The sequence below is a fragment of the Variovorax sp. Varisp53 genome, from assembly GCF_059491555.1.
Genome location: NZ_CP168512.1, coordinates 1269767 through 1289664, shown reverse-complemented (window position 1 = coordinate 1289664; position 19898 = coordinate 1269767). Strand labels below are relative to the sequence as shown.

The 19898-nt window shown below is 66.0% G+C and carries 20 protein-coding genes; 9 read left to right on the top strand and 11 right to left on the bottom strand.

Annotated features, from left to right (window positions below; all coding sequences use genetic code 11):
- Positions 1 to 3: 3 nt before the first annotated feature.
- The 3 genes from lolA to ACEOAB_RS05780 form a co-directional block, all read right to left on the bottom strand.
- Positions 4 to 636, bottom strand: coding sequence for an outer membrane lipoprotein periplasmic chaperone LolA (gene lolA / locus ACEOAB_RS05790; protein WP_413748409.1), 633 nt, complete (start codon positions 634 to 636; stop codon positions 4 to 6).
- 162 nt (positions 637 to 798) lie between these two features.
- Positions 799 to 3231: a DNA translocase FtsK gene (locus tag ACEOAB_RS05785; protein WP_413748410.1), complete on the bottom strand. Its 2433-nt coding sequence runs from the start codon at positions 3229 to 3231 to the stop codon at positions 799 to 801.
- 100 nt (positions 3232 to 3331) lie between these two features.
- The gene (locus ACEOAB_RS05780; protein ID WP_056586398.1) at positions 3332 to 4006 is read right to left on the bottom strand and encodes a Crp/Fnr family transcriptional regulator; all 675 of its coding nucleotides are present in this window, start codon (positions 4004 to 4006) and stop codon (positions 3332 to 3334) included.
- Between the two features lie 180 nt (positions 4007 to 4186).
- On the opposite strand from ACEOAB_RS05780, the gene trxB reads away from it, so the two are divergent.
- From trxB to rpmG, 3 genes are all read left to right on the top strand, one after another.
- Complete coding sequence (gene trxB / locus ACEOAB_RS05775) at positions 4187 to 5146, top strand: thioredoxin-disulfide reductase (RefSeq protein ID WP_056586396.1); 960 nt, start codon at positions 4187 to 4189, stop codon at positions 5144 to 5146.
- 183 nt (positions 5147 to 5329) lie between these two features.
- Entirely contained in the window at positions 5330 to 5563 is a 234-nt protein-coding gene (gene rpmB, locus ACEOAB_RS05770) for a 50S ribosomal protein L28 (protein WP_007830293.1), read from the top strand.
- Between the two features lie 11 nt (positions 5564 to 5574).
- Positions 5575 to 5748: a 50S ribosomal protein L33 gene (gene rpmG, locus ACEOAB_RS05765; protein ID WP_007830291.1), complete on the top strand. Its 174-nt coding sequence runs from the start codon at positions 5575 to 5577 to the stop codon at positions 5746 to 5748.
- 176 nt (positions 5749 to 5924) lie between these two features.
- On the opposite strand, the gene ACEOAB_RS05760 is transcribed toward rpmG, so the two are convergent.
- From ACEOAB_RS05760 to ACEOAB_RS05750, 3 genes are all read right to left on the bottom strand, one after another.
- Positions 5925 to 7139: a DesA family fatty acid desaturase gene (locus ACEOAB_RS05760; RefSeq protein WP_007830285.1), complete on the bottom strand. Its 1215-nt coding sequence runs from the start codon at positions 7137 to 7139 to the stop codon at positions 5925 to 5927.
- A gap of 132 nt (positions 7140 to 7271) precedes the next feature.
- Positions 7272 to 8543, bottom strand: coding sequence for an RsmB/NOP family class I SAM-dependent RNA methyltransferase (locus tag ACEOAB_RS05755; RefSeq protein ID WP_413748411.1), 1272 nt, complete (start codon positions 8541 to 8543; stop codon positions 7272 to 7274).
- A 41-nt stretch (positions 8544 to 8584) separates the two neighbouring features.
- Positions 8585 to 10438, bottom strand: coding sequence for a M48 family metallopeptidase (locus tag ACEOAB_RS05750; protein WP_413748412.1), 1854 nt, complete (start codon positions 10436 to 10438; stop codon positions 8585 to 8587).
- A 50-nt stretch (positions 10439 to 10488) separates the two neighbouring features.
- Here ACEOAB_RS05750 and ACEOAB_RS05745 point away from each other — a divergent pair, with 50 nt between their 5' ends.
- The gene (locus ACEOAB_RS05745; RefSeq protein ID WP_413748413.1) at positions 10489 to 10722 is read left to right on the top strand and encodes a DUF1653 domain-containing protein; all 234 of its coding nucleotides are present in this window, start codon (positions 10489 to 10491) and stop codon (positions 10720 to 10722) included.
- A gap of 68 nt (positions 10723 to 10790) precedes the next feature.
- Here the strand turns inward: ACEOAB_RS05745 and ACEOAB_RS05740 are convergent, their stop codons facing one another.
- Together ACEOAB_RS05740 and purN are read right to left on the bottom strand one after the other, a co-directional pair.
- Positions 10791 to 11108 (bottom strand): I78 family peptidase inhibitor, encoded by a 318-nt coding sequence (locus tag ACEOAB_RS05740; RefSeq protein WP_007830276.1) that lies wholly within the window; start codon positions 11106 to 11108, stop codon positions 10791 to 10793.
- A 40-nt stretch (positions 11109 to 11148) separates the two neighbouring features.
- A complete protein-coding gene (purN, locus tag ACEOAB_RS05735; protein ID WP_413748414.1) occupies positions 11149 to 11745 on the bottom strand; it encodes a phosphoribosylglycinamide formyltransferase in 597 nt (198 codons plus the stop codon).
- A gap of 131 nt (positions 11746 to 11876) precedes the next feature.
- On the opposite strand from purN, the gene ACEOAB_RS05730 reads away from it, so the two are divergent.
- From ACEOAB_RS05730 to ACEOAB_RS05710, 5 genes are all read left to right on the top strand, one after another.
- Entirely contained in the window at positions 11877 to 13058 is a 1182-nt protein-coding gene (locus ACEOAB_RS05730; protein ID WP_413748415.1) for an acyl-CoA dehydrogenase family protein, read from the top strand.
- A gap of 12 nt (positions 13059 to 13070) precedes the next feature.
- Complete coding sequence (locus ACEOAB_RS05725) at positions 13071 to 14186, top strand: acyl-CoA dehydrogenase family protein (RefSeq protein ID WP_413748416.1); 1116 nt, start codon at positions 13071 to 13073, stop codon at positions 14184 to 14186.
- Positions 14187 to 14366: 180 nt separating this feature from the next.
- A complete protein-coding gene (locus ACEOAB_RS05720; RefSeq protein ID WP_413748417.1) occupies positions 14367 to 15728 on the top strand; it encodes an alpha/beta fold hydrolase in 1362 nt (453 codons plus the stop codon).
- Between the two features lie 13 nt (positions 15729 to 15741).
- Positions 15742 to 16530: an enoyl-CoA hydratase gene (locus ACEOAB_RS05715; RefSeq protein WP_413748418.1), complete on the top strand. Its 789-nt coding sequence runs from the start codon at positions 15742 to 15744 to the stop codon at positions 16528 to 16530.
- A gap of 149 nt (positions 16531 to 16679) precedes the next feature.
- A complete protein-coding gene (locus ACEOAB_RS05710) occupies positions 16680 to 17111 on the top strand; it encodes a hypothetical protein (RefSeq protein ID WP_413748419.1) in 432 nt (143 codons plus the stop codon).
- A 34-nt stretch (positions 17112 to 17145) separates the two neighbouring features.
- On the opposite strand, the gene ACEOAB_RS05705 is transcribed toward ACEOAB_RS05710, so the two are convergent.
- The 3 genes from ACEOAB_RS05705 to ACEOAB_RS05695 form a co-directional block, all read right to left on the bottom strand.
- Positions 17146 to 17922: an alpha/beta hydrolase family protein gene (locus tag ACEOAB_RS05705; protein ID WP_056586364.1), complete on the bottom strand. Its 777-nt coding sequence runs from the start codon at positions 17920 to 17922 to the stop codon at positions 17146 to 17148.
- A complete protein-coding gene (locus ACEOAB_RS05700) occupies positions 17906 to 19084 on the bottom strand; it encodes a DUF3182 family protein (RefSeq protein WP_495653530.1) in 1179 nt (392 codons plus the stop codon). Before ACEOAB_RS05700 ends, ACEOAB_RS05705 begins: the two co-directional genes overlap by 17 nt.
- A 131-nt stretch (positions 19085 to 19215) precedes the next feature.
- Positions 19216 to 19776, bottom strand: coding sequence for an HNH endonuclease (locus ACEOAB_RS05695; RefSeq protein WP_007830252.1), 561 nt, complete (start codon positions 19774 to 19776; stop codon positions 19216 to 19218).
- Positions 19777 to 19898: the final 122 nt, after the last annotated feature.

Sequence of the window (19898 nt, the reverse complement as noted above, 5' to 3'; positions counted from 1 at the left end):
GGTCTATTGCTTGACGACGTCCGCGCCGGCCGGCGGCTTGAAATCGAACACGCTCGCCGGCAGCGAGGGATTCACCTCGACCTTGCCGAACTTGAGCACCGAGCGCTGGCCGAAGCTGTCGAGGATTTCGAGCGCCGCAAGCGCCTCGCCCTGGAAGCCGACCTGCACGCTCTGCAGCTGGCCATCCTTGTTCTTTGGCGTGGCCTTGACCCATTGCAGGCCATCGCGCTCCGGCGCGGCCTCGAGAGTGAAATCGGCCTGCAGCGCCTTCAGGTCGGGCGCCGCGGCGATCAGCGCCGCCGGCGTGGAGCCCAGCGCCTGCGCCTGCGCGCGCTGCGTGACCTGATTCAGGTCGGCGTCGTAGAGCCACAGCGTCTTGCCGTCGGCCACGATGGCCTGCGCAAAAGGCTTCTGGTAGTCGAACTTGAATTTGCCGGGGCGCTGGAATTCGAAGGTGCCGCTCGAGGTCTTGGTGCGGCCCGGTTGCCCTTCGCGCGCCGGGGCGGTGACGGTCTGGGTGAAATCGGCGCGGCCGGACTTGACCGTCCTGACGAAGGTTTCAAGGCTTTCGAGCCCGCCGGCCCAGGCGTTGGCAGAACTCAGGAGGCCGATCAACAGCCAATGACGCAATTTCAATTTGGATTCCTCGCTTGGAAAAGCTGTGGCATTGGCATCGACCCTAACCGCCGCGAATTGCGGCAGCTGCAGGGCTTCATGAAGATTTGCAATGCCGCCGGGCGTTTTTGCAAATTGCCTTTCAGCACGTAACCTGAATCTTGAGAACCACAGCGCGGCGAATTACTCCGCCGCGCGCGCGGGCACCAGAATTTCGCGCTGGCCGCTGCCGCTCATCGCGCTGACCAGGCCGGCCTTTTCCATGTCCTCGACGAGGCGCGCGGCGCGGTTGTAGCCGATCTTCAGGTGGCGCTGCACCAGCGAGATGCTGGCCTTGCGGTTCTTGAGCACGACTTCGACCGCCTGGTCGTACATCGGGTCTTTCTCGCCGTCGCCCCCACCCAGCAGGTCGCCATCGCCGTCGCCATCGACCGTGCCGCCTTCGAGCACGCCCTCGATGTAGTCGGGCTCGCCCTGGCTCTTGAGGTAGGCCACCACGCGGTGCACTTCCTCGTCGCTGACGAAGGCCCCGTGCACGCGAATGGGCAGGCCGGTGCCGCTGGGCATGTAGAGCATGTCGCCCATGCCCAGCAGCGCTTCGGCGCCCATCTGGTCGAGGATGGTGCGGCTGTCGATCTTGCTCGACACCTGGAAGGCGATGCGGGTCGGGATGTTGGCCTTGATGAGGCCGGTGATCACGTCGACGCTCGGGCGCTGCGTGGCAAGAATGAGGTGGATACCGGCGGCACGCGCCTTCTGCGCGAGGCGGGCGATCAGCTCTTCGATCTTCTTGCCCACCACCATCATCAGGTCGGCCAGCTCGTCGATGACCACGACGATGTGCGGTTCGCGCCGCAGCGGCTCCGGATCGTCCGGCGTGAGGCTGAAGGGGTTGTAGATGAACTCCTCGCGCGCCTTGGCTTCGTCGATCTTGGTGTTGTAGCCGGCCAGGTTGCGCACACCGAGCTTGCTCATGAGCTTGTAGCGGCGCTCCATCTCGGCCACGCACCAGTTCAGGCCGTGCGCCGCCTGGCGCATGTCGGTGACCACGGGCGCCAGCAGGTGCGGGATGCCTTCATAGACCGACATTTCGAGCATCTTCGGGTCGATCATCAGCAGGCGGACGTCGCGTGCCTCGGCCTTGTAGAGCAGCGACAGGATCATCGCGTTGATACCCACCGACTTGCCCGAGCCGGTGGTACCGGCCACCAGCACGTGCGGCATCTTCGCGAGGTCGGCCACCACCGGGTTGCCGATGATGTCCTTGCCGAGGCCCATGGTGAGCATCGACTTGCCTTCGTTGTAGATCTGCGAGCCCAGGATTTCGCTGAGCTTGATCGACTGGCGCTTGGCGTTCGGCAACTCGAGCGCCATGTAGTTCTTGCCCGGGATCGTCTCGACCACGCGGATCGACACCAGCGAGAGCGAGCGTGCGAGGTCCTTGGCAAGACCGAGGATCTGCGAGCCCTTCACGCCCGTGGCGGGCTCGATTTCGTAGCGCGTGATGACGGGACCGGGCGAAGCGAGCACCACGCGCACCTCGACGCCGAAGTCCTTGAGCTTCTTCTCGATCATGCGCGAGGTCATCTCGAGCGTGTCGGCCGAGACTGTTTCCTGGCGCGCCTGCGCGGCGTCGAGCAGGTCGACCTGCGGCAGCTTGCTGTCGGGCAACTCCTTGAAGAGCGGCTTCTGGCGCTCCTTGACGACGCGATCGCTCCTGGGCACTTCGGTCATCGCGGGCTCGATCTGAACCGGCGGCGATGGCGGGCGGCGCTTGGGGCGCGGCTCGATGCGGATTTCGTCCTCGTCGTCGAAGGCGCCACCTGACGACGAAACCAGCGAGGGCTCCGCCCTGGCCGCGTCGTCGCGCGTGAACGCAGGTTCGTCGGCCTCGGCACGCTCGCGGGCGGCCTGCTTGCCCATGGCGATGTCGGCTGCCATTTCGCGCTTCTCGCGGCGCGACTCGAACAGCGAGTAGGCACGCGCGCCGATGCGCTCGGCGATCAGGCTCCAGGAGAAGCGGAACACCAGCGCCGAGCCGATCACGCCGCCGGCGATGGCCACCAGCGCCGATCCGGTGAAGCCCATCCAGCGCACGCTGGCCGGCCCCACGAGATAGCCCAGCGCGCCGCCGCCGGAACCCGGCAGATGCGCCTCGAGCCGGTACAGGCGCGACCATTCGAGCACGGTGCTTGCGCACAGCAGCAGGACGAGGCCGAACCAGAAGGCAAGACGGCTGCGATTGAAGCGCCCACGCGGCGCCGGTTGCTCGCCGGATGCTGGCTCGCCGCCGCGCAGCCAGTTGGCCAGCGATGAGAGCCATGCGCGCAGTCCGGCGAAAAGGCACCACCACACGGAATAACCGGCGAGGTAATAACTGCCATCGGCCAGCCAGGCGCCGATGCGGCCGCCCCAGTTCTTGATTTCGCCCCCCGTGCCCGAGGTCGACCAGGCGGCATCGGAAGGCGTGAAGCTCAGCATCGCGAGCAGCCAGAACAACAGCGCCGCGAAGCCTGCGATCAGCGTGATTTCGTGGGCGAAGCGCATGGCGCGCATGCGCCCGGGTTGCCCCTCGGCAGCAGAAGAAGATTGAAGCGTATTGAGCGAATAGGTCATGAAAAACACGGCGCCCGGCCCAAAAAATCGGGGGCCGGAAGCACGAACACTACAACAAAAGGCCGGGGCCGCCGGCAACGGCGGGCCCGGCCCTGGAGCTTCAAGCCAACGACAGGAGCCGTTCCTTGACGATCATCGACCCGTCATCCAGGGTTTGCACGAAACCTCGCTCTTCGAGGTCCTTCATCACACGGCTCACCATTTCACGTGAAGCGCCCACCATCTTGGCCAGGTCCTGGCGGGAAATCTTGTCGCGCACCTTGAGATTGCCGACGCCGTCTTCGACGGCGAACTCGAGCAGCGAGCGGGCCACACGGCCGTAAACGTCCATCAGCGCCAACGACTCGATCTTGCGGTCGGCATGCCGCAGGCGCTGCACCAGCCCACGCATGATGTTGTAGGCCATCGAGGAATTCTCGGGCAGGCAGCGCGCGAAGGCGTCGCGGCCCAGCATGAGCACGTCGCACTGGATTTCGGTGCGCACCGTGGCCGAGTGCGGCTCGTCGTCGATGAGGCTCATCTCGCCCAGGTAGTCGCCGGGGTGCAGCGTGGCAAGGATGACCTCGCGCCCGCGGCTGTCGGCGCTGGTGACGCGCGCGCGGCCGGTCAGGATGATGTAGAGCGCATCGGACTTCTTGCCCTGCTCCACCACGACCTCCGCGCGCTTGAAGCGCTTCTTGATGATCGCGTCCGCAATGCTGGCGGACTGCGTGGCCGTCAGCGACGCGAACAGCGGAACGCGCCGAAGCAATTCGAGGTTGGACAGCATCGACATTTATCAATCCCTGAGACAGCGCGCGGAGCAGTCCGAAGAGCAAGCCGATGGATTACTACAATCGCGCGCATTGAAAACACCGTTTACCCGGTGTTGAACCGAGCAGTGATACTCCATATATATCGCTACCACCCTGAAAATGTACACGCTGAAGCAGCGTATATCTTAGGTTTTCTACTCATGTCCGCTCCTCGACACGCCAAGGTTTTGATTCTCGGCTCCGGCCCGGCCGGCTATACCGCAGCCGTCTACGCAGCCCGCGCAAACCTTCAGCCCCTGCTCATCACCGGCATCGCCCAGGGCGGGCAATTGATGACCACCACCGAGGTCGACAACTGGCCGGCCGACGTCCACGGCGTACAGGGCCCCGACCTGATGCAGCGCTTCCTGGAGCACGCCGAGCGCTTCAAGACGCAGATCGTTTTCGACCACATCAACAAGGTCGACCTGGGCAAGCGCCCCTTCACCCTCACCGGCGACAGCGGCACCTACACCTGCGACTCGCTGATCATTGCCACGGGTGCTTCCGCGAAGTACCTGGGCATCGATTCCGAACAGCAGTTCATGGGCCGCGGCGTCTCCGCCTGCGCGACCTGCGACGGCTTCTTCTACCGCGAGCAGGAGGTCTGCGTGATCGGCGGCGGCAACACTGCTGTCGAAGAGGCGCTCTACCTCGCCAACATCGCGAACAAGGTGACGCTGGTGCACCGCCGCGATAAGTTCCGCGCCGAACCCATCCTGATCGACAAGCTCAACGAGAAGGTCGCCGAAGGCAAGATCGTGCTGAAGCTGCACAACGAACTCGACCAGGTGCTCGGCGACAACTCGGGCGTGACGGGCATCCGGATCAAGAACACACAGACCGGAGCCACCGAGCAGATCGACCTCAAGGGCTGCTTCATCGCCATCGGGCACCATCCCAACACCGACATCTTCCAGGGCCAGCTGGAGATGAAGGACAACTACATCCTGACCCGCTCGGGCCTGCAGGGCTTCGCCACGATGACCAGCATTCCAGGCGTCTTTGCCGCCGGTGACGTGCAGGACAACGTGTACCGCCAGGCCATCACGAGCGCAGGCACCGGCTGCATGGCGGCACTCGACGCCCAGCGATTCCTGGAGCAGGACGGCACGCTGTAACCGGCGCAGGCCCCAAAAGGGCTATAATCCAAGGCTTTGCCGAAACAGGGCCCTCTCGCGAGGATTCCTGGCATACAGGCAAAGCCGGGGTACCGCCACCCGTTTTCTGGCGAGGTCAAGCTGCAAAACACCTGCAATCGCCACGATTGCGCCGGTGCCAGCTGTTCAAGAAAGAGTGTCCACATGGCACGCGTATGCGACGTAACGGGCAAAGGCCCGATGGTCGGAAACAACGTTTCCCACGCCAACAACAAAACCAAGCGCCGGTTCCTGCCGAACCTGCAATACCGCCGTTTCTGGGTCGAGACTGAAAACCGCTGGGTTCGCCTGCGCGTTTCGAGCGCTGCACTGCGCCTGATCGACAAGAACGGTATCGACGCCGTGCTCGCAGACCTGCGCGCACGCGGCCAAGCTTAAGGAGCTGAAACATGGCAACGAGCAAAGGCGGACGCGAAAAGATCAAGCTGGAATCCACCGCGGGTACCGGCCACTTCTACACGACCAGCAAGAACAAGAAGACGATGCCTGAAAAGATGTCGATCATGAAGTTCGACCCGAAGGCGCGCAAGCACGTCGAATACAAGGAAATCAAGCTGAAGTAATTCGGCTCCCTGGTTTTCCCAAACAAAAAACCCGCTGCTTACCCAGCGGGTTTTTTGTTGCCTGCAGTTTTCGCTCTCGCCCACCCCTCATCGGAAAAGCGGGACATGCCGCAAGAAACGACAGGCGTAAAAAAGCCGGCGATCAAGCCGGCTTTTTGATTGGCGCGTGGCTCGCGTCAGGCGCGTGCAGCGCGCAGGCGGGTCGAGAAGTCGCGCAGGCCGGCAATGCCGCTGGCTTCCGCCCGGTGGCACCAAGCCGCCAGATCGGCCGCCAGCTGCTCGCGCGACTGGGAGGTGTTCAGCCACAGCTGGCGCAACTCTTCGCGCATCGTGGCCATCTTATCGAGCACGGGGTGGGCGGCGCGGGCCTGTACCACATGCGAACGGGCCGCGGCAGGCACCTTGTCGTCGTCGCGGTGCAGCCAGCGCTTGGCAGCCTTGAGCACCGACAGGTCGGCGCCCTTGGTCTTCAACGCGTCCAGCTCCTGGCTGGTGGCACGGCGCATTTCGCGCGCATAGCCAGCCATGACTTCATAGCGGTTGGCGATGACGGCCTCGAGCGTCTTCTCGTTGGCCACGGGCTGGATGTCGCCCATCAGCATCTTCGGCGGCACCTTCTTGACCTTGGCCCAGCCGAGCTTCTGGAACACCTGAATGTAGATCCAGCCGATGTCGAATTCGTACTTCTTGACCGAGAACTTGGCCGAGGTCGGATAGGTGTGATGGTTGTTGTGCAGCTCTTCGCCGCCGATGATCAGGCCCCAGGGCATGATGTTGCGGCTGGCGTCCGGCGCCTCGAAGTTGCGATAGCCCCAGTAGTGGCCGATGCCGTTGATGACGCCGGCGGCGGTGATGGGGATCCAGAGCATCTGCACGGCCCACACGGCCATGCCGAGCGTACCGAACAGCGCCAGGTTGATCACCAGCATCAAGCCCACGCCCTGCCAGCTGTAGCGCGTATACAGGTTGCGCTCGATCCAGTCATCGGGCGTGCCGTGACCGTAGCGCTCCATCGTTTCCTTGTTCTTCGACTCGGCGCGATACAGCTCGGCGCCGCGCCAGAGCACTTCGTCGATGCCCTTGACCTGCGGGCTGTGCGGGTCGTCGACGGTTTCGCACTTGGCGTGGTGCTTGCGGTGGATGGCGACCCATTCCTTCGTCACCATGCCGGTGCCGAGCCACAGCCAGAAGCGGAAGAAATGCGACGGGATCGGGCCCAGATCCATGGCCCGGTGCGTCTGCGTGCGGTGCAGGAAGATCGTGACCGCGGCAATCGTGATGTGCGTGGTGACAAGCGTGTACAGCACGACTTGCCACCATGCGAGGTCCCACAGGCCGTGTCCGAGCCATTGGATAGCCGCATTCAGGACGGCCGAGTCAGGAAGCAACATTGAGTCAGGTACTCCATGGCCACACGAAGGTGCAGCCTTTAGATAACCCGCGATTTTAAAGCGGCAGGCCTAAAGCAAAGCCTTTAAACCTTCAAGAAAAGCGCAGATTAACCCTAGTTTGGAGTTCCGCCTCTATTTCCGGTTCCACGCCGCGGCGAAGAAACCGTCGGTCGAATGACGGTGCGGCCACAGCCGCAGGTAGCGGCGGCCGCCCTCCCCGCCGGCGCACAGCGCCTCGGAGCCCTCGACTTTGAGGCCCTGCAACAACTCTGCCGCATCCACGGGCACGAAATCGGGGTTGGCGGCGCCGAAGGCCTCCGCAATCGCCTCGTTTTCCTCCGGCAGCACGCTGCACGTGGCATAAACCAGACGGCCGCCCGATTTCACGAGCCGCGCCGCGCTTTGCAGGATTGCCGTCTGCTTGACCGTCAGTTCCTCGACCGATTTGAGCGACTGGCGCCATTTCAGGTCCGGATTGCGCCGCAGCGTGCCCAGCCCCGAACAGGGCGCGTCGACCAGCACGCGGTCGATCTTGCCCGCCAGTCGCTTGATGCGGTCGTCGCGCTCGTGCGCGATCGCGGCCGGATGGACGTTCGAGAGCTTGCTGCGCGCCAGCCGCGGCTTGAGCGCGTCGAGCCTGTGCGCCGAGGTGTCGAAGGCATACAGCCGGCCGGTGTTGCGCATCGTCGCGCCGATGGCCAGCGTCTTGCCGCCGGCACCGGCGCAGAAGTCGACCACCATCTCGCCGCGCTTGGCATCCAGCAGCAGCGCCAGCAGTTGGGAGCCTTCGTCCTGCACCTCGATGGCGCCACGGGCAAAGGCGTCCAGCTTGGTCAGTGCCGGCTTGCCCTCGATGCGCAGGCCCCAGGGCGAGAACGGGGTCGCTTCCGATTTGATAGCAGCCTTCGCAAGCTCCGCCTTCACATCCGCGCGCTTGTCGGTCAGCGCATTGACGCGCAGATCGAGCGGTGCGGGCTGCTGCAGGGCTTCGACCAGCGGCCAGAAACCGTCGCCCAGCTGCGCCTTGAGCGGCGCCACCAGCCACTCGGGCAGGTTGTGGCGATGGCGTTCCAGCAGGTCGTCCGGCTTGACGGCGTCGCAGTTGTCGAGCCAGCGCTTTTCGGTGTCGTTGAGCGCACTCTTCAGAAAATCGCGCGGGCCGTGAAAGCCCAGGATCGCCATGCGGCGCTCCTTCGAGCCGCTGCCCGAGGGCGAGAGGTGATCGAACAGCAGCTTCTTGCGAAGCACGGTGTAGACGGTTTCGGCAAGCGTCGCGCGCTCGCGCGGGCCGAACTCGCGGTGGTCGCGGAAGAACCGCGAAACGACCTGGTCGGCCGGGTGATCGAATTTCAGGACAAGGCCGACCAGATCGGCGGTGGCCTCCAACAGGGCTTTGGGGTGCATCCCCCGATTGTCTCAGCCGCCGCCCCGTCCAGTCCGAAGGGCTATGCGCCGCGCATCCAGACGGCCCCGAAGGCCTCCCGCTCGACGTCTTCCAGCTTGGGCGAATGGCCAGCCCACAGCACCAGCGCGACGCCCGGCAGCGTGAGGGTCTGCTCCAGCTGGCGGCACAGGCTCCAGCGGTCTTCGTCGTCGAGCCCCGGTAGCTCGACGAACACGATGTAGGCACGGCGCCACGGGAATTCGTGCAGGTTCTTGCGCACCAGCCAGGCCCGCGAAGCAGGCAGGCAGCGCACCAGGTCGGCCCGCAGTTCGCCCAGCTCGAAATCGTTCAGGTCGTGCCGCGAGATCTGGCTGAAGACCGGCGTGCCGGTGATCTCTTCCCAGGCACGCGTCTCGGCCTCTTCCGCCTCCTTGAGACGGCCGCGCCACAGCTTCAGCGCCTCTTCGTCGTGCGGCCCCGCGTCGGGATCTTCGAGCGAGGCCACGGCGCTCCTGGCCGCCCACCAGCGGCTGGCGGCGCCGGAGCCGTGCAGCCGTTCGAGCACGGCAAGACGCGCTTCGCGATCGCTCGCGGGCAGCATCTGGGCCAGCCCGCGCAGCGCGCCTGGATGCTCCGGCGCGATCTGCAGGGCGCTCTCGTAGCGCACGCGCACGGGGGCAGCGGGATCGAGCCGTCGTTCGGAATCGGCCCACTCGACCATCTCGTCGGGCGTGTTGCGCTCGCCACGCGCGGCCAGCACGGTGATGCGCTCGCGGATGCGCGACCGGTGTGCATGGTGCTGCTTCCAGTCGGAGGCGTGGGCGCGGCGCCATTGTTGGTCGAAATGCTCGATCCATTGCTTTTCGTCGGCCAACAGCTCGAGTGCCGGGCGCATCGACCACTCGGGCATGACCGCCTTCTGGTCGAGCGCCTCCAGGCGATCCCGCAAGACGGGGTGGGTGTCTTCGAGGTCGCTGACGCGGCGCATCGCCTCGCGCAGCGCCTGGCGGGCGAAGTCTTCGCCGGGCGGCGTGTGCACGCGCTTGCGCAGGGCCTCGAACGGGCCCGGCGACTGCGGTTCGTGCTCGGCGCGGGCCCAATGCCAGGGCCAGAACTCGTTGGCGTACCAGTTGCCCTTGATCGCGATCTCGGTCAGCGCAGCCGCCGCCACGGAAGCGCCCAGCAGCCGGCCCGAGATGCGGTCGGCCTCGTACTCGTCCTGGCGGGCCAGCGCGAAGGTCTTGGCCGCGAAGCGTGGGAAGTACCAGCGGAAGAATGCCTGCGAAAACAGCGCCATCACGCCCTCGTTGCGCTGCAGGTCGGCATCGAGCTTGAGCCACGACAGGCGGGTGCGGTAGATCCAGGCGCTCAACTTGCCGTGGTTGCCGCGCAGATGGCCGTACTCGTGCGCCAGCACCGACAGCAGCCGCCGCCGGTCGAGCATCATCATCAGCGGCAGGCCGATGCTCAGCGAGTTGACGGCGCCGCCAAACAGCCCGAAGCGCGGCACCTGCCGGATGCTGGCATTGAATTCGTCATCGAGATAGACGTGGTGGACCGGCGGCCCCTTGATCTTGCCGCGGATGCGGTCCAGCGCCTCGAAGAGCGCCGGCGCGTCTGCCCTGCGGAGTTCCACGCCCTCGGGCTCGTCGAAGCGCACCCAGAGCGCGCGCAGCGTGGCCCACAGCAGCCCCAGGGCGAACAGCAGCAGCCAGCCCCGCGTGAAATTGAAGCGCGCTTCCCCGATCGAGGAAACCACCCAGACAATGATGCCCACCGAAAGCCCGAGACAGCCCAGCACCCACAGGTAGCCGAGCGCGGCAAAGGCCGCGACGCTGCGTCGATAGCGCGCACCATCGTCCGCGCTGGCGTGCTCGCTCAGTCGAACCAGGTGAACAAAATCAGCGCGATCCATCCAACTCCCGTCAAATCAAGCCCCGACAGTTTTTGAAGAAAGAAGCCCCGTTGAACGACGAAGACCTCCCGCCCCTGATCGAAACGCCCCCTGGCCGCTACCGCCACTACAAGGGCGGCGAATACGAGGTGATCGGCACCGTGCGCCACAGCGAGACGCTGGAGCCGATGACGCTGTATCGCGCCCTGTACGGCGCCCACGGCCTCTGGGTCCGGCCGGCCGCCATGTTCGGCGAAACCATCGAGATCGACGGCACGCCCCGGCAAAGATTCACCCCGATCTAGCCAGGCAGGCGTGCATGCCCGCCTTGCCTGAATGAATTGCTACATTTTTCGTAGCAATTCCGGTTCCATCAACCGCAGCGGACGTCCGTCACGCGGCTGCGGGCGTCGACGTCGAGATTGAGCCGACCGCCATTGAGTTCTGTCGTGGCCGCGTCGCCGGGCTTCAGCACGCGCACCGTGCCGGCGGCTGCGCGCACGCGGGCGGCGGCTTCGAGCTGGGGCGTCAGCGGCTGGCCTACGGCAAAGCGGGCGCCATCGGCGTTGCACTGGTAGACCGGTTCAGGCGGCGGCGCGGCAGGTGCCGGGGCGGGCGCGGGCGCCGGAGCGGCACAGGCCGCCATCAGGGCGGCGCTGGCAACGGCCAGCAGCAACGATTGGGTTTTCACTTGACTCTAAGCTCCCGAAAACCCGCGAATATAAACAACTTTACCGATTGTGACTCGATGTATCTGCCAGCCACGCAGCAATGGCACGCGGATACAACAGATGTTCCTGGCCTAGCACCCGCCCGGCCAGGGTGGCTGCCGTGTCGTCGGGCAGCACGGGCACGACGGCCTGGGCCAGGATCGGTCCGTGGTCGAGCTCGGTGGTCACCTGATGGACCGTCACGCCCGCCACCTTGCAGCCCGCCTCGATGGCGCGCTGGTGCGTATGAAGTCCCGGGAACGCCGGCAGCAGCGAGGGATGGATGTTCACCAGCCGGCCGGCATAACGGCCGACGAAGCCCGGCGTCAGGATGCGCATGAACCCCGCCAGCACCACCAGGGCCGGCGCGTAGCCGTCGACCGCCGTCGCCAGCGCTGCGTCGAAGGCTTCGCGGGTGGCGAAATCCTTGTGCGGGATGACTGCGGTGTCGATGCCGTGCGCCTTGGCGATTGCCAGTCCGCCGGCCTCGGCCTTGTTGCTCACGACGGCGGCGATGCGTGCGCCGAAGCGCTCGGCCCATCGGTCGCGCTCGGCGGCGCGCACGATGGCCGCCATGTTGGAGCCGCCGCCGGAAATCAGGATCACGATGTTCTTCATGGGAAGGCGGGATTATCTGTGCCCACGCTTGTCGCGGCGCGGACACCGTTTCACAGCACGACCGTGCTAAAACTCACGATTCCGGAGACACACCGCGTCTGCGGTGAACCGATCAACACAGCGAGGCACGCATGGATTTGAGCTTCACACCCGAAGAACAGAAGTTCCGCGAAGAGGTTCGCGCCTGGGTCAAAGAGAACCTTCCCCAAGAGATTTCGCACAAGGTGCACAACGCGCTCGAGCTGACGCGCGACGATCTGCAAGGCTGGGCCAAGATCCTTGGCAAGAAGGGCTGGCTCGGCTACGGCTGGCCGAAGGAATTCGGCGGCCCGGGCTGGACCGCCGTGCAGCGCCACCTGTTCGAGGAAGAAACCGCCCTGGCCGGCGCGCCGCGCATCGTGCCGTTCGGCCCCGTGATGGTGGCGCCCGTGATCATGGCCTTCGGCAATGCCGAACAACAGAAGCGCTTTCTCCCCGGCATCGCCAGCGGCGAAGTCTGGTGGAGCCAGGGCTACAGCGAACCGGGTTCGGGCTCCGACCTCGCCTCCGTGAAGACCAAGGCCGAACGCAAGGGCGACAAGTACATCGTCAACGGCCAGAAGACCTGGACCACGCTCGGCCAGCACGGCGACTGGATGTTCAACCTCGTGCGCACCAGCAACGAAGGCAAGCCGCAAACGGGCATCAGCTTCCTGCTGCTCGACATGAAGTCGCCCGGCGTCACCGTGCGCCCCATCAAGCTGCTCGACGGCGGCCATGAGGTGAACGAGGTGTTCTTCGACAACGTCGAAGTGCCCGCCGAGAACCTGATCGGCGAGGAGAACAAGGGCTGGACCTACGCCAAGCACCTGCTCTCGCACGAGCGCACCAACATCGCCGACGTGAACCGCGCCAAGCGCGAACTCGAGCGCCTCAAGCGCATCGCGAAGAGCGAAGGCGTCTACGAAGACCAGCGCTTCCGCGACGAGATCGCCAAGCTCGAGGTCGACATCGTCGCGCTCGAGATGATGGTGCTGCGCGTGCTGTCGGCCGCCACCTCGGGCAAGAACTCGCTCGACGTGGCGGGCCTGCTCAAGATCCGCGGCAGCGAGATCCAGCAGCGCTACAGCGAACTGATGATGCTGGCCGGCGGCCCGTATTCGCTGCCGCTGATCCGCGAGGCGATGGAAGCCGGCTGGCAGGGCAACTTCCCGGGCGGCAACCCGGCGCTCGCGCCGCTGACGTCGACCTTCTTCAACATGCGCAAGACCACCATCTACGGTGGCTCGAACGAAGTGCAACGCAACATCGTCGCGCAGACGGTTCTGGGCTGAGGAGACAAGAACATGGATTTCAACTTCACCGACGACCAGGAACAACTGCGCGACGCCGTTCGCAAGTGGGTCGACAAGGGCTACGACTTCGAGCGTCGCCGCGGCATCGAGGCCAAGGGCGGCTTCTCGCGCGAGGCCTGGGACGAACTGGCCGAGCTCGGCCTGGGCGGCCTGTACATCAGCGAAGACGACGGCGGACTGGGCATGGGCCCGGTGGCCGGCATGGTCGTCATGGAAGAACTGGGGCGCGGCATCGTGCTGGAGCCCTTCGCGCAGACGCTGATCGCCGGTGCGGTGCTCAGCGGCTATGCCAGCGCAGACACCAAGGACAGCTGGCTGCCGCGCATTGCGGGCGGCCAGGCCATCGTGGTACTGGCGTACCAGGAGCGCAAGGCACGCTGGCGCCTCGACGTGTGCGAGGCCACGGCCGCCAAGTCGGGCGACGGCTATGCGCTGACCGGCGCCAAGAGCGTGGTGCCGGTGGGCGACGAGGCCGACGCCTTCCTAGTGCCCGCCAAGGTCGGCGGCAAGATCGCCCTCTTCCTGGTCGAGCGCAACGCCAGCGGCGTCGAGGCCCGCGGCTACGGCACGCAGGACGGCAGCCGCGCGGCCGAAGTGGTGTTCGACAAGGCCGATGCGACGCTGGTCACGCTCGATGGCCTGGCCGCGCTCGAATACGCCGTGGACGTCGGCATTGCCGCCACCTGCGCCGAAGCCGTCGGCGTGATGGACAAGACCATGGCCGTCACCGTCGACTACATGAACCAGCGCAAGCAGTTCGGCGTGGCCATCTCGACCTTCCAGGCGCTGCGCCACCGCGTCGCCGACATGAAGATGCAGCTCGAGCTCGCGCGCTCGATGAGCTACTACGCGACGCTCAAGCTCAACGCCCCGGCCGAAGAGCGGCGCCAGGCGATGGCACGCGCCAAGTACCAGCTCGGCGTGTCGATGCGCTTCGTGGCCGCGAACTCGGTGCAGCTGCACGGCGGCATCGGCGTGACCGACGAATACATCGGCAGCCACTATTTCCGCAAGCTCACGCAGATGGAAATGACCTTCGGCGACACGCTGCACCACCTGGGCGAAGTGTCAGCCCGCATGCAGGACACCGCCGGCGTCTTCGCCTAGGACAAGGCTCGCCCCCAGGCTGCGCGCACTTCGTGTCGCTACGCCAACCCCCTACCGGGGGCAACACCAGCGGCCCGGCAAAGCCGGTTCCGCGGTGTTCCGCTAGCATCCAACGCCCGCCGCTTCTCGCTGGCGGGCGTTTTCACTTGGCCCCCTACTCCAGGAATCCAGGAACAGAACATGCAGACCCGCCGCACCCTTCTTGCCGCCATGGCCGTCGCCGGGACGGCCAGCGCCATGCTGACCGCCTGCGCCACATCTCCTTCGCCCTCGTACACCGAGCGTCCGCCCATCGTGTTCATGCACGGCAACGGCGACTCGGCCGCGCTCTGGCAGACGACGATCTGGCGCTTCGAGTCGAATGGCTGGCCGCGCGAGCGGCTCTTCGCGGTCGACCAGCCGAACCCGGTCGCGCGCGACGACGACGCCGTGGCCCAGGCCGGGCGCAGCTCGACCGGCGATTCGGCGGTGTTCCTGAAGGCCGAGGTCGACAAGGTGCTGAAGGCCACCGGCGCCAGCAAGGTCGTGCTGATCGGCAACTCTCGCGGCGGCAACACCATCCGCAACTACGTGCAGAACGGCGGCGGCGCGGCCGTGGTGAGCCATGTGGTGCTGGGTGGCAATCCGGCGCACGGCATCTGGGTGGTGAAGGGCTTCCGCGAGAACAACGAGTTCTCGGGACTGTCCGGCTTCATGCAGCAGCTCAATGCGCCGAAGGGGCCGAACGGCGAGGAGGTCACGCCGGGCGTGAAGTGGATGACCCTGCGCTCGGACAACAACGACAAGTATGCACAGCCCGATGGCGTGTGGATCGGCGCGCCCGGCAAGCCGACGAACATCGGCTTCGACGGGCCGGCGCTCAAGGGCGCGACCAATGTGGTGCTGCCGCGCGTCGATCATCGCGAGACCTCGTTCTCGCCCGCGGCGTTCGCCGCGACCTGGCAGTTCCTGACCGGGCAGGCGCCGCGCAGCACCGACGTTGCGGCCGAGGCGGATGTCGTGCTCAACGGCCGTGCGCTCGGTGCGGAAAACCTTCCGCTGAACGGCGCGAAGGTCACCGTGTATGCCGTCGACCCCGCCACCGGCGCGCGGCTCGGCGAGGCCGTCTTCACCAAGTCGGTCGGCGCCGACGGCCGCTGGGGGCCTTTCAAGGCGCGCGGCGACGCGGCCTACGAGTTCGTCCTGGCCACGCCGAGCTACGGCACCACGCACATCTACCGCAGCCCCTTTCCGCGCAGCAGCAGCGTCGTGAACCTGCGGCCGGAGCGCATCATTCCGGCCGACAACGGGGCCAGCGCGGTCGTCGTGTTCACGCGGCCGCGCGGCTACTTCGACGCACAGCGCGACACCATGCGCTTCGACGGCAAGAGCCCTCCGACAGGTGTGCCACCCCAGGGCTCGGGCGTTTCGACTTCGCGGCTGCGCATCGAGGGCGGTGGCGCCCCGCGCGCGGTGACCGGTGAATTCAACGGCGAGCGCATCACGGGCCTCACCTGGCCGGCCGCGAGCGAGCACACGACCGTGCTCGAACTGACCTACTGAAGCGAGGCCAGCCATGAACGACGCGAGCACGCCCTTCGTCCTGCAGGCGCGCGACAGCCGCGGCGTGGCCACGCTGACGCTGAACCGGCCGGCCTCGTTCAACGCGCTGTCGGAAGGCATGCTCGGCGCGCTCGAGCAGGCGCGCGCCGAGATCGCGGCCGACGACAGCATTCGCGCGGTCGTCATCGCGGCGGCGGGCAAGGCCTTCTGCGCGGGCCACGACCTGAAGGAAATGCGCGCCGCACCCTCGCTCGGCTACTACCGGCAGCTGTTCGAACGCTGCGGCGCGATGATGCTGTCGATCCAGAAGCTGCCGGTGCCCGTCATTGCGCGCGTGCACGGCATCGCGACGGCGGCGGGCTGCCAGCTCGTCGCGGTCTGCGACCTGGCGGTGGCGTCGAGCGAGGCGCGCTTCGCAGTCAGTGGCGTGAACGTGGGGCTGTTCTGCGCCACGCCGAGCGTCACGCTTTCGCGCAACCTCGGCCGCAAGGAAGCCTTCGAGATGCTGGTGACGGGCGATTTCATCGACGCGCGGGAAGCGCGCGAGAAGGGGTTGGTCAACCGCGTGGCGCCGCCCGAGGAACTCGACGCGGCCGTCGAGACACTGGTGGCCAGCATCGTCGCCAAGCCCCGCAAGGCGCTAGCGCTGGGCAAGGCCCTGTTCTACCGCCAGCTCGAAACCGGCATCGAAGCCGCCCTCGCCGATGCCAGCCAGACCATGGCCTGCAACATGATGGACGAGAGCGCACTCGAAGGCGTGCAAGCTTTCATCGACAAACGCCCGCCGGACTGGAAGCGCTGAGAAGAAAGTCCACTGCCCGTCGGCATGCGCTTACGGCCGCACCGAAAGGCGTCCTACCGCCTCCATGACCTCGATTCCTAAGATGGATTTCGGTGTCGGACCTCATGCCTGTTGCTGGAGATCCGATGCCGACGTCAAGGAGATTGATCATGGAAAAGCTCATGCAGATCTGCGCTGCGGTCGCATTCCTTGTGATGCTGCCGGCGCAAGCTCAAGTGAACACGCCACCGCCGGCCTCCGTCGACCCCGCCATCGCTGAACTCAAGGCTGGCCGCGACAAGATCGCCGCCGACTACAAGGCCGACCGGGCAGCATGCGATGCCATGAAGGACAACGCCAAGGACGTCTGCGTCGAAGAAGCCAAGGGCAAGGAAAAGATCGCCAAGGCTGAACTCGACCAGAAGCTGAAGCCCAGCGACAGCAATGCGCGCAAGGTGGCTGAGGCCAAGGTGGAAGCGGCCTACAGCATCGCGAAGGAAAAATGCGACGACCAGAAGGGCGATGCGAAGTCCGCATGCGTGAAGCAGGCCAAGGCCGACGAGGCCAAGGGCATGGCCGAAGTCAAGGCAATGAAAAAGTAGCTGGCCGGCTTTCGGCTTGGCGGCACGCTGCTGCTCAGGCCGAACTGCTGGCAACCGGCTTCGTGATGGTCACCGTCGCCCGTGCTCCGAGCGTCATTTCGGTGATCCACGAGACCAGCAACGAGCCGTAGGCCTGGCGCGACTCCTGTTTGGACAGCGCGTGATCCGCACCGGAGAGCACGCGGTAGGTCACAGATTTCACCCGCTTGAAGGCAGCCAGATAGTTCTCCACCACGGGGTGGGGGACGATCTGGTCATCCTCCGACTCGACGATGAGGACGTCGCCGGCAAAGGCCGCGCATGCCGCCAGTGCCCGGTTGTCACCCGGTCCCACCAGCGAGCGGCGGTAGGCCACGAGGTCGGACCGGCTCAGCTTTCCCTTGGGCGTGTCCCACTCGCGGTCGCGGTAGAGCGCCGGCGCACGCAGCGCGAGCCAGCGCACCGGCCGCAGGGCACTTACCAGCGAAGCGAGATACCCGCCATAGCTGCTGCCGACGATGGCGATGGCGCCGGGGTCGACGGTCGGATGGCCGACCAGCACGTCGTACGCAGCCAGCACATCGCGCAGATTGTCTTCGCGGGTCACCTCCAGGCGCTGTGCCGCGTGGCGCGCATGCCCCCGCAGATCGAAGGTCAGGCACACACAGCCCAGCGCCGCGATTTCATTGGCCCGCTTCAGGTATTGCTCCTGGCTTCCATCCCAGCCGTGGACCAGGAGCACACCGGGCACCATCGTCGACGCGGCAAACAATGTGCCCTGGATGTGCTGGTCGTCCACGGCAATGTCGATGAGGCTATGGCGTGTCGGCATGTCGCTTCAGCAGTGTGAATTTCGAAAGCCGCCCGATCTCGCTGTCGGTGCCGTGGTAGGCCACGATGGCGTCGGCGGGCGCCGCGGCCGCTCCGTAGACCTCGAAAGAGGACGCGAGCACGCGGTCGCACTTCGGATGCGCGTGGAACGCTTCGAGCGCCGCGATCTCCGCGCCCGTGGCGCCACCCACGCGCCACGACTGCTCCAGCACCCCCGAGCGCCAGTCGCCCCGGCTGCCCATGCCCTGCGCCACGTCATAGTTCACCCGCGAGGCGAAGAAGCCCGGGTAGCAGCCGGACACGGCCCGGTGGTAGTGCCGCGCCTGCTCGATCGCACGGCGAAGCGGCGGCGCCGGATTCACGACGGCGAGCAGCCTGTCGAAATCGCCGCGCACGAGCATGAGATCGGAACCGCCGTAGACCTCCTGCCCGGCGTTGTCCCGGGTCGAACGCTGCTCGCCGCAATAGCTGGCGACAAGGTGCTCCACGCTCACCTGTCCGACGCTGTAGGTCCTCGGCCGGTCGAGGTTCTCCTCGAGCACGAGGCCACGGGCCGTGATCTCGGCTTCGTCCATGGCATCGAGACAGCGGTCGAGCGCATCGACGCTTCCCACGACGACCTGCCCACGTCCACCGGTCGCGATCACCGGCTTGACCCGTGCGAGGCCGCCGTCGAGCAGCATGCGCCCCGCCTTGCGCGCCTCTTCGCGTGAGAAGCACGAATAGCCGGGAAGTACCGCATCCGCGACCTCGGTCGCGAAGCGCAAGGACCAGCCCGCCGGCCGCGAAGCATCGGCGCCGATCAGCGGATGGGTGAGCGCCTTGGTGGCGACGAAGGGGTACGGCACCACTCCGCCGAACAGATCGTCCACGCCGGCGATGCCCATCGTGCGCACCAGCGCCGGATCGGTCAGGGTGTCGCTCGGCACGAAGTAAGGCACGCTGTCGTAGGCTTGCCGCGGATCGTAGACGCCCGCGAAAGTGCAGCCCTTGAGGGCCGCCAGCCGCCGTGCGAAGTGAGCGCGCGTGGCATGCTCGTGCTCGGTGCAGTAGCCGTGCGGGTCCACGTCCCAGGTCACGACGCTGCGAAGGCCTGGCGACGGACGGGACGAACCCGACACCTCGGGGCCGGAGCCGGGGAGCGGTTTCACGGCGATGCTCATGGCGCCTCCTGGCATGTGCACCCCTCCTCGACGGAGGAAGAAGTTCCGCCATGTTCGGCAAAACGACGGAGCGCCCGGTCGGAGGGCGCAGCGGATGCGCGTGGGAGCAGTCTGGCGCGAAGCGCCTCGGCCTAGCCGTCGTGAAGCCGCGAACTCTGGGGCAGGTGCGCCATCAGGAATTCCATTTGGTCGGCCAGGATGCGGCGGTTGCGCAGAATGAAATCTTCCCAGAGGCTGGGCACGTAGGGCGCGTAGAGCAAGGGCATGTTCGCCTGCTCGGGCGTGCGGCTGCTCTTGCGGTGGTTGCACGGCTTGCAGGCCGTGACCACGTTCATCCAGGTGTCGATGCCCCTCTGGGCGAACGGGATGATGTGCTCGCGCGTGAGCTCGTCTTCATGGAAATGCCCGCCGCAGTAAGCACAAACGTTGCGGTCGCGCGAGAACAGCTTGCTGTTGGTGAGCCCGGGCCGCTGCGTGAAGGGATTGATGCGCGGCACGCCCTTGGTGCCGATGATGCTGTTGATCGCGATCTGCGACTGCTCGCCCGTGATCGCGTTGTGGCCGCCACGGAACACCGCCACCTGCGCGCCCACTTCCCAGCGGACTTCGTCCGCCGCGTAGTGGATCACCGCCTGTTCCAGCGAAATCCATGACTGGGGCAGCCCTTGGGCCGACAGCTTCAAGACCTTCACACACGACTCCTCGAAACGAGAAAACCACGCAGAGACCAGAGACTCGGGGTGCATCGGGGACTCACTTCAGACCACGCACTGCGTCACAATATACCGGCTTTGTGACAAATCGGCCTGATTCG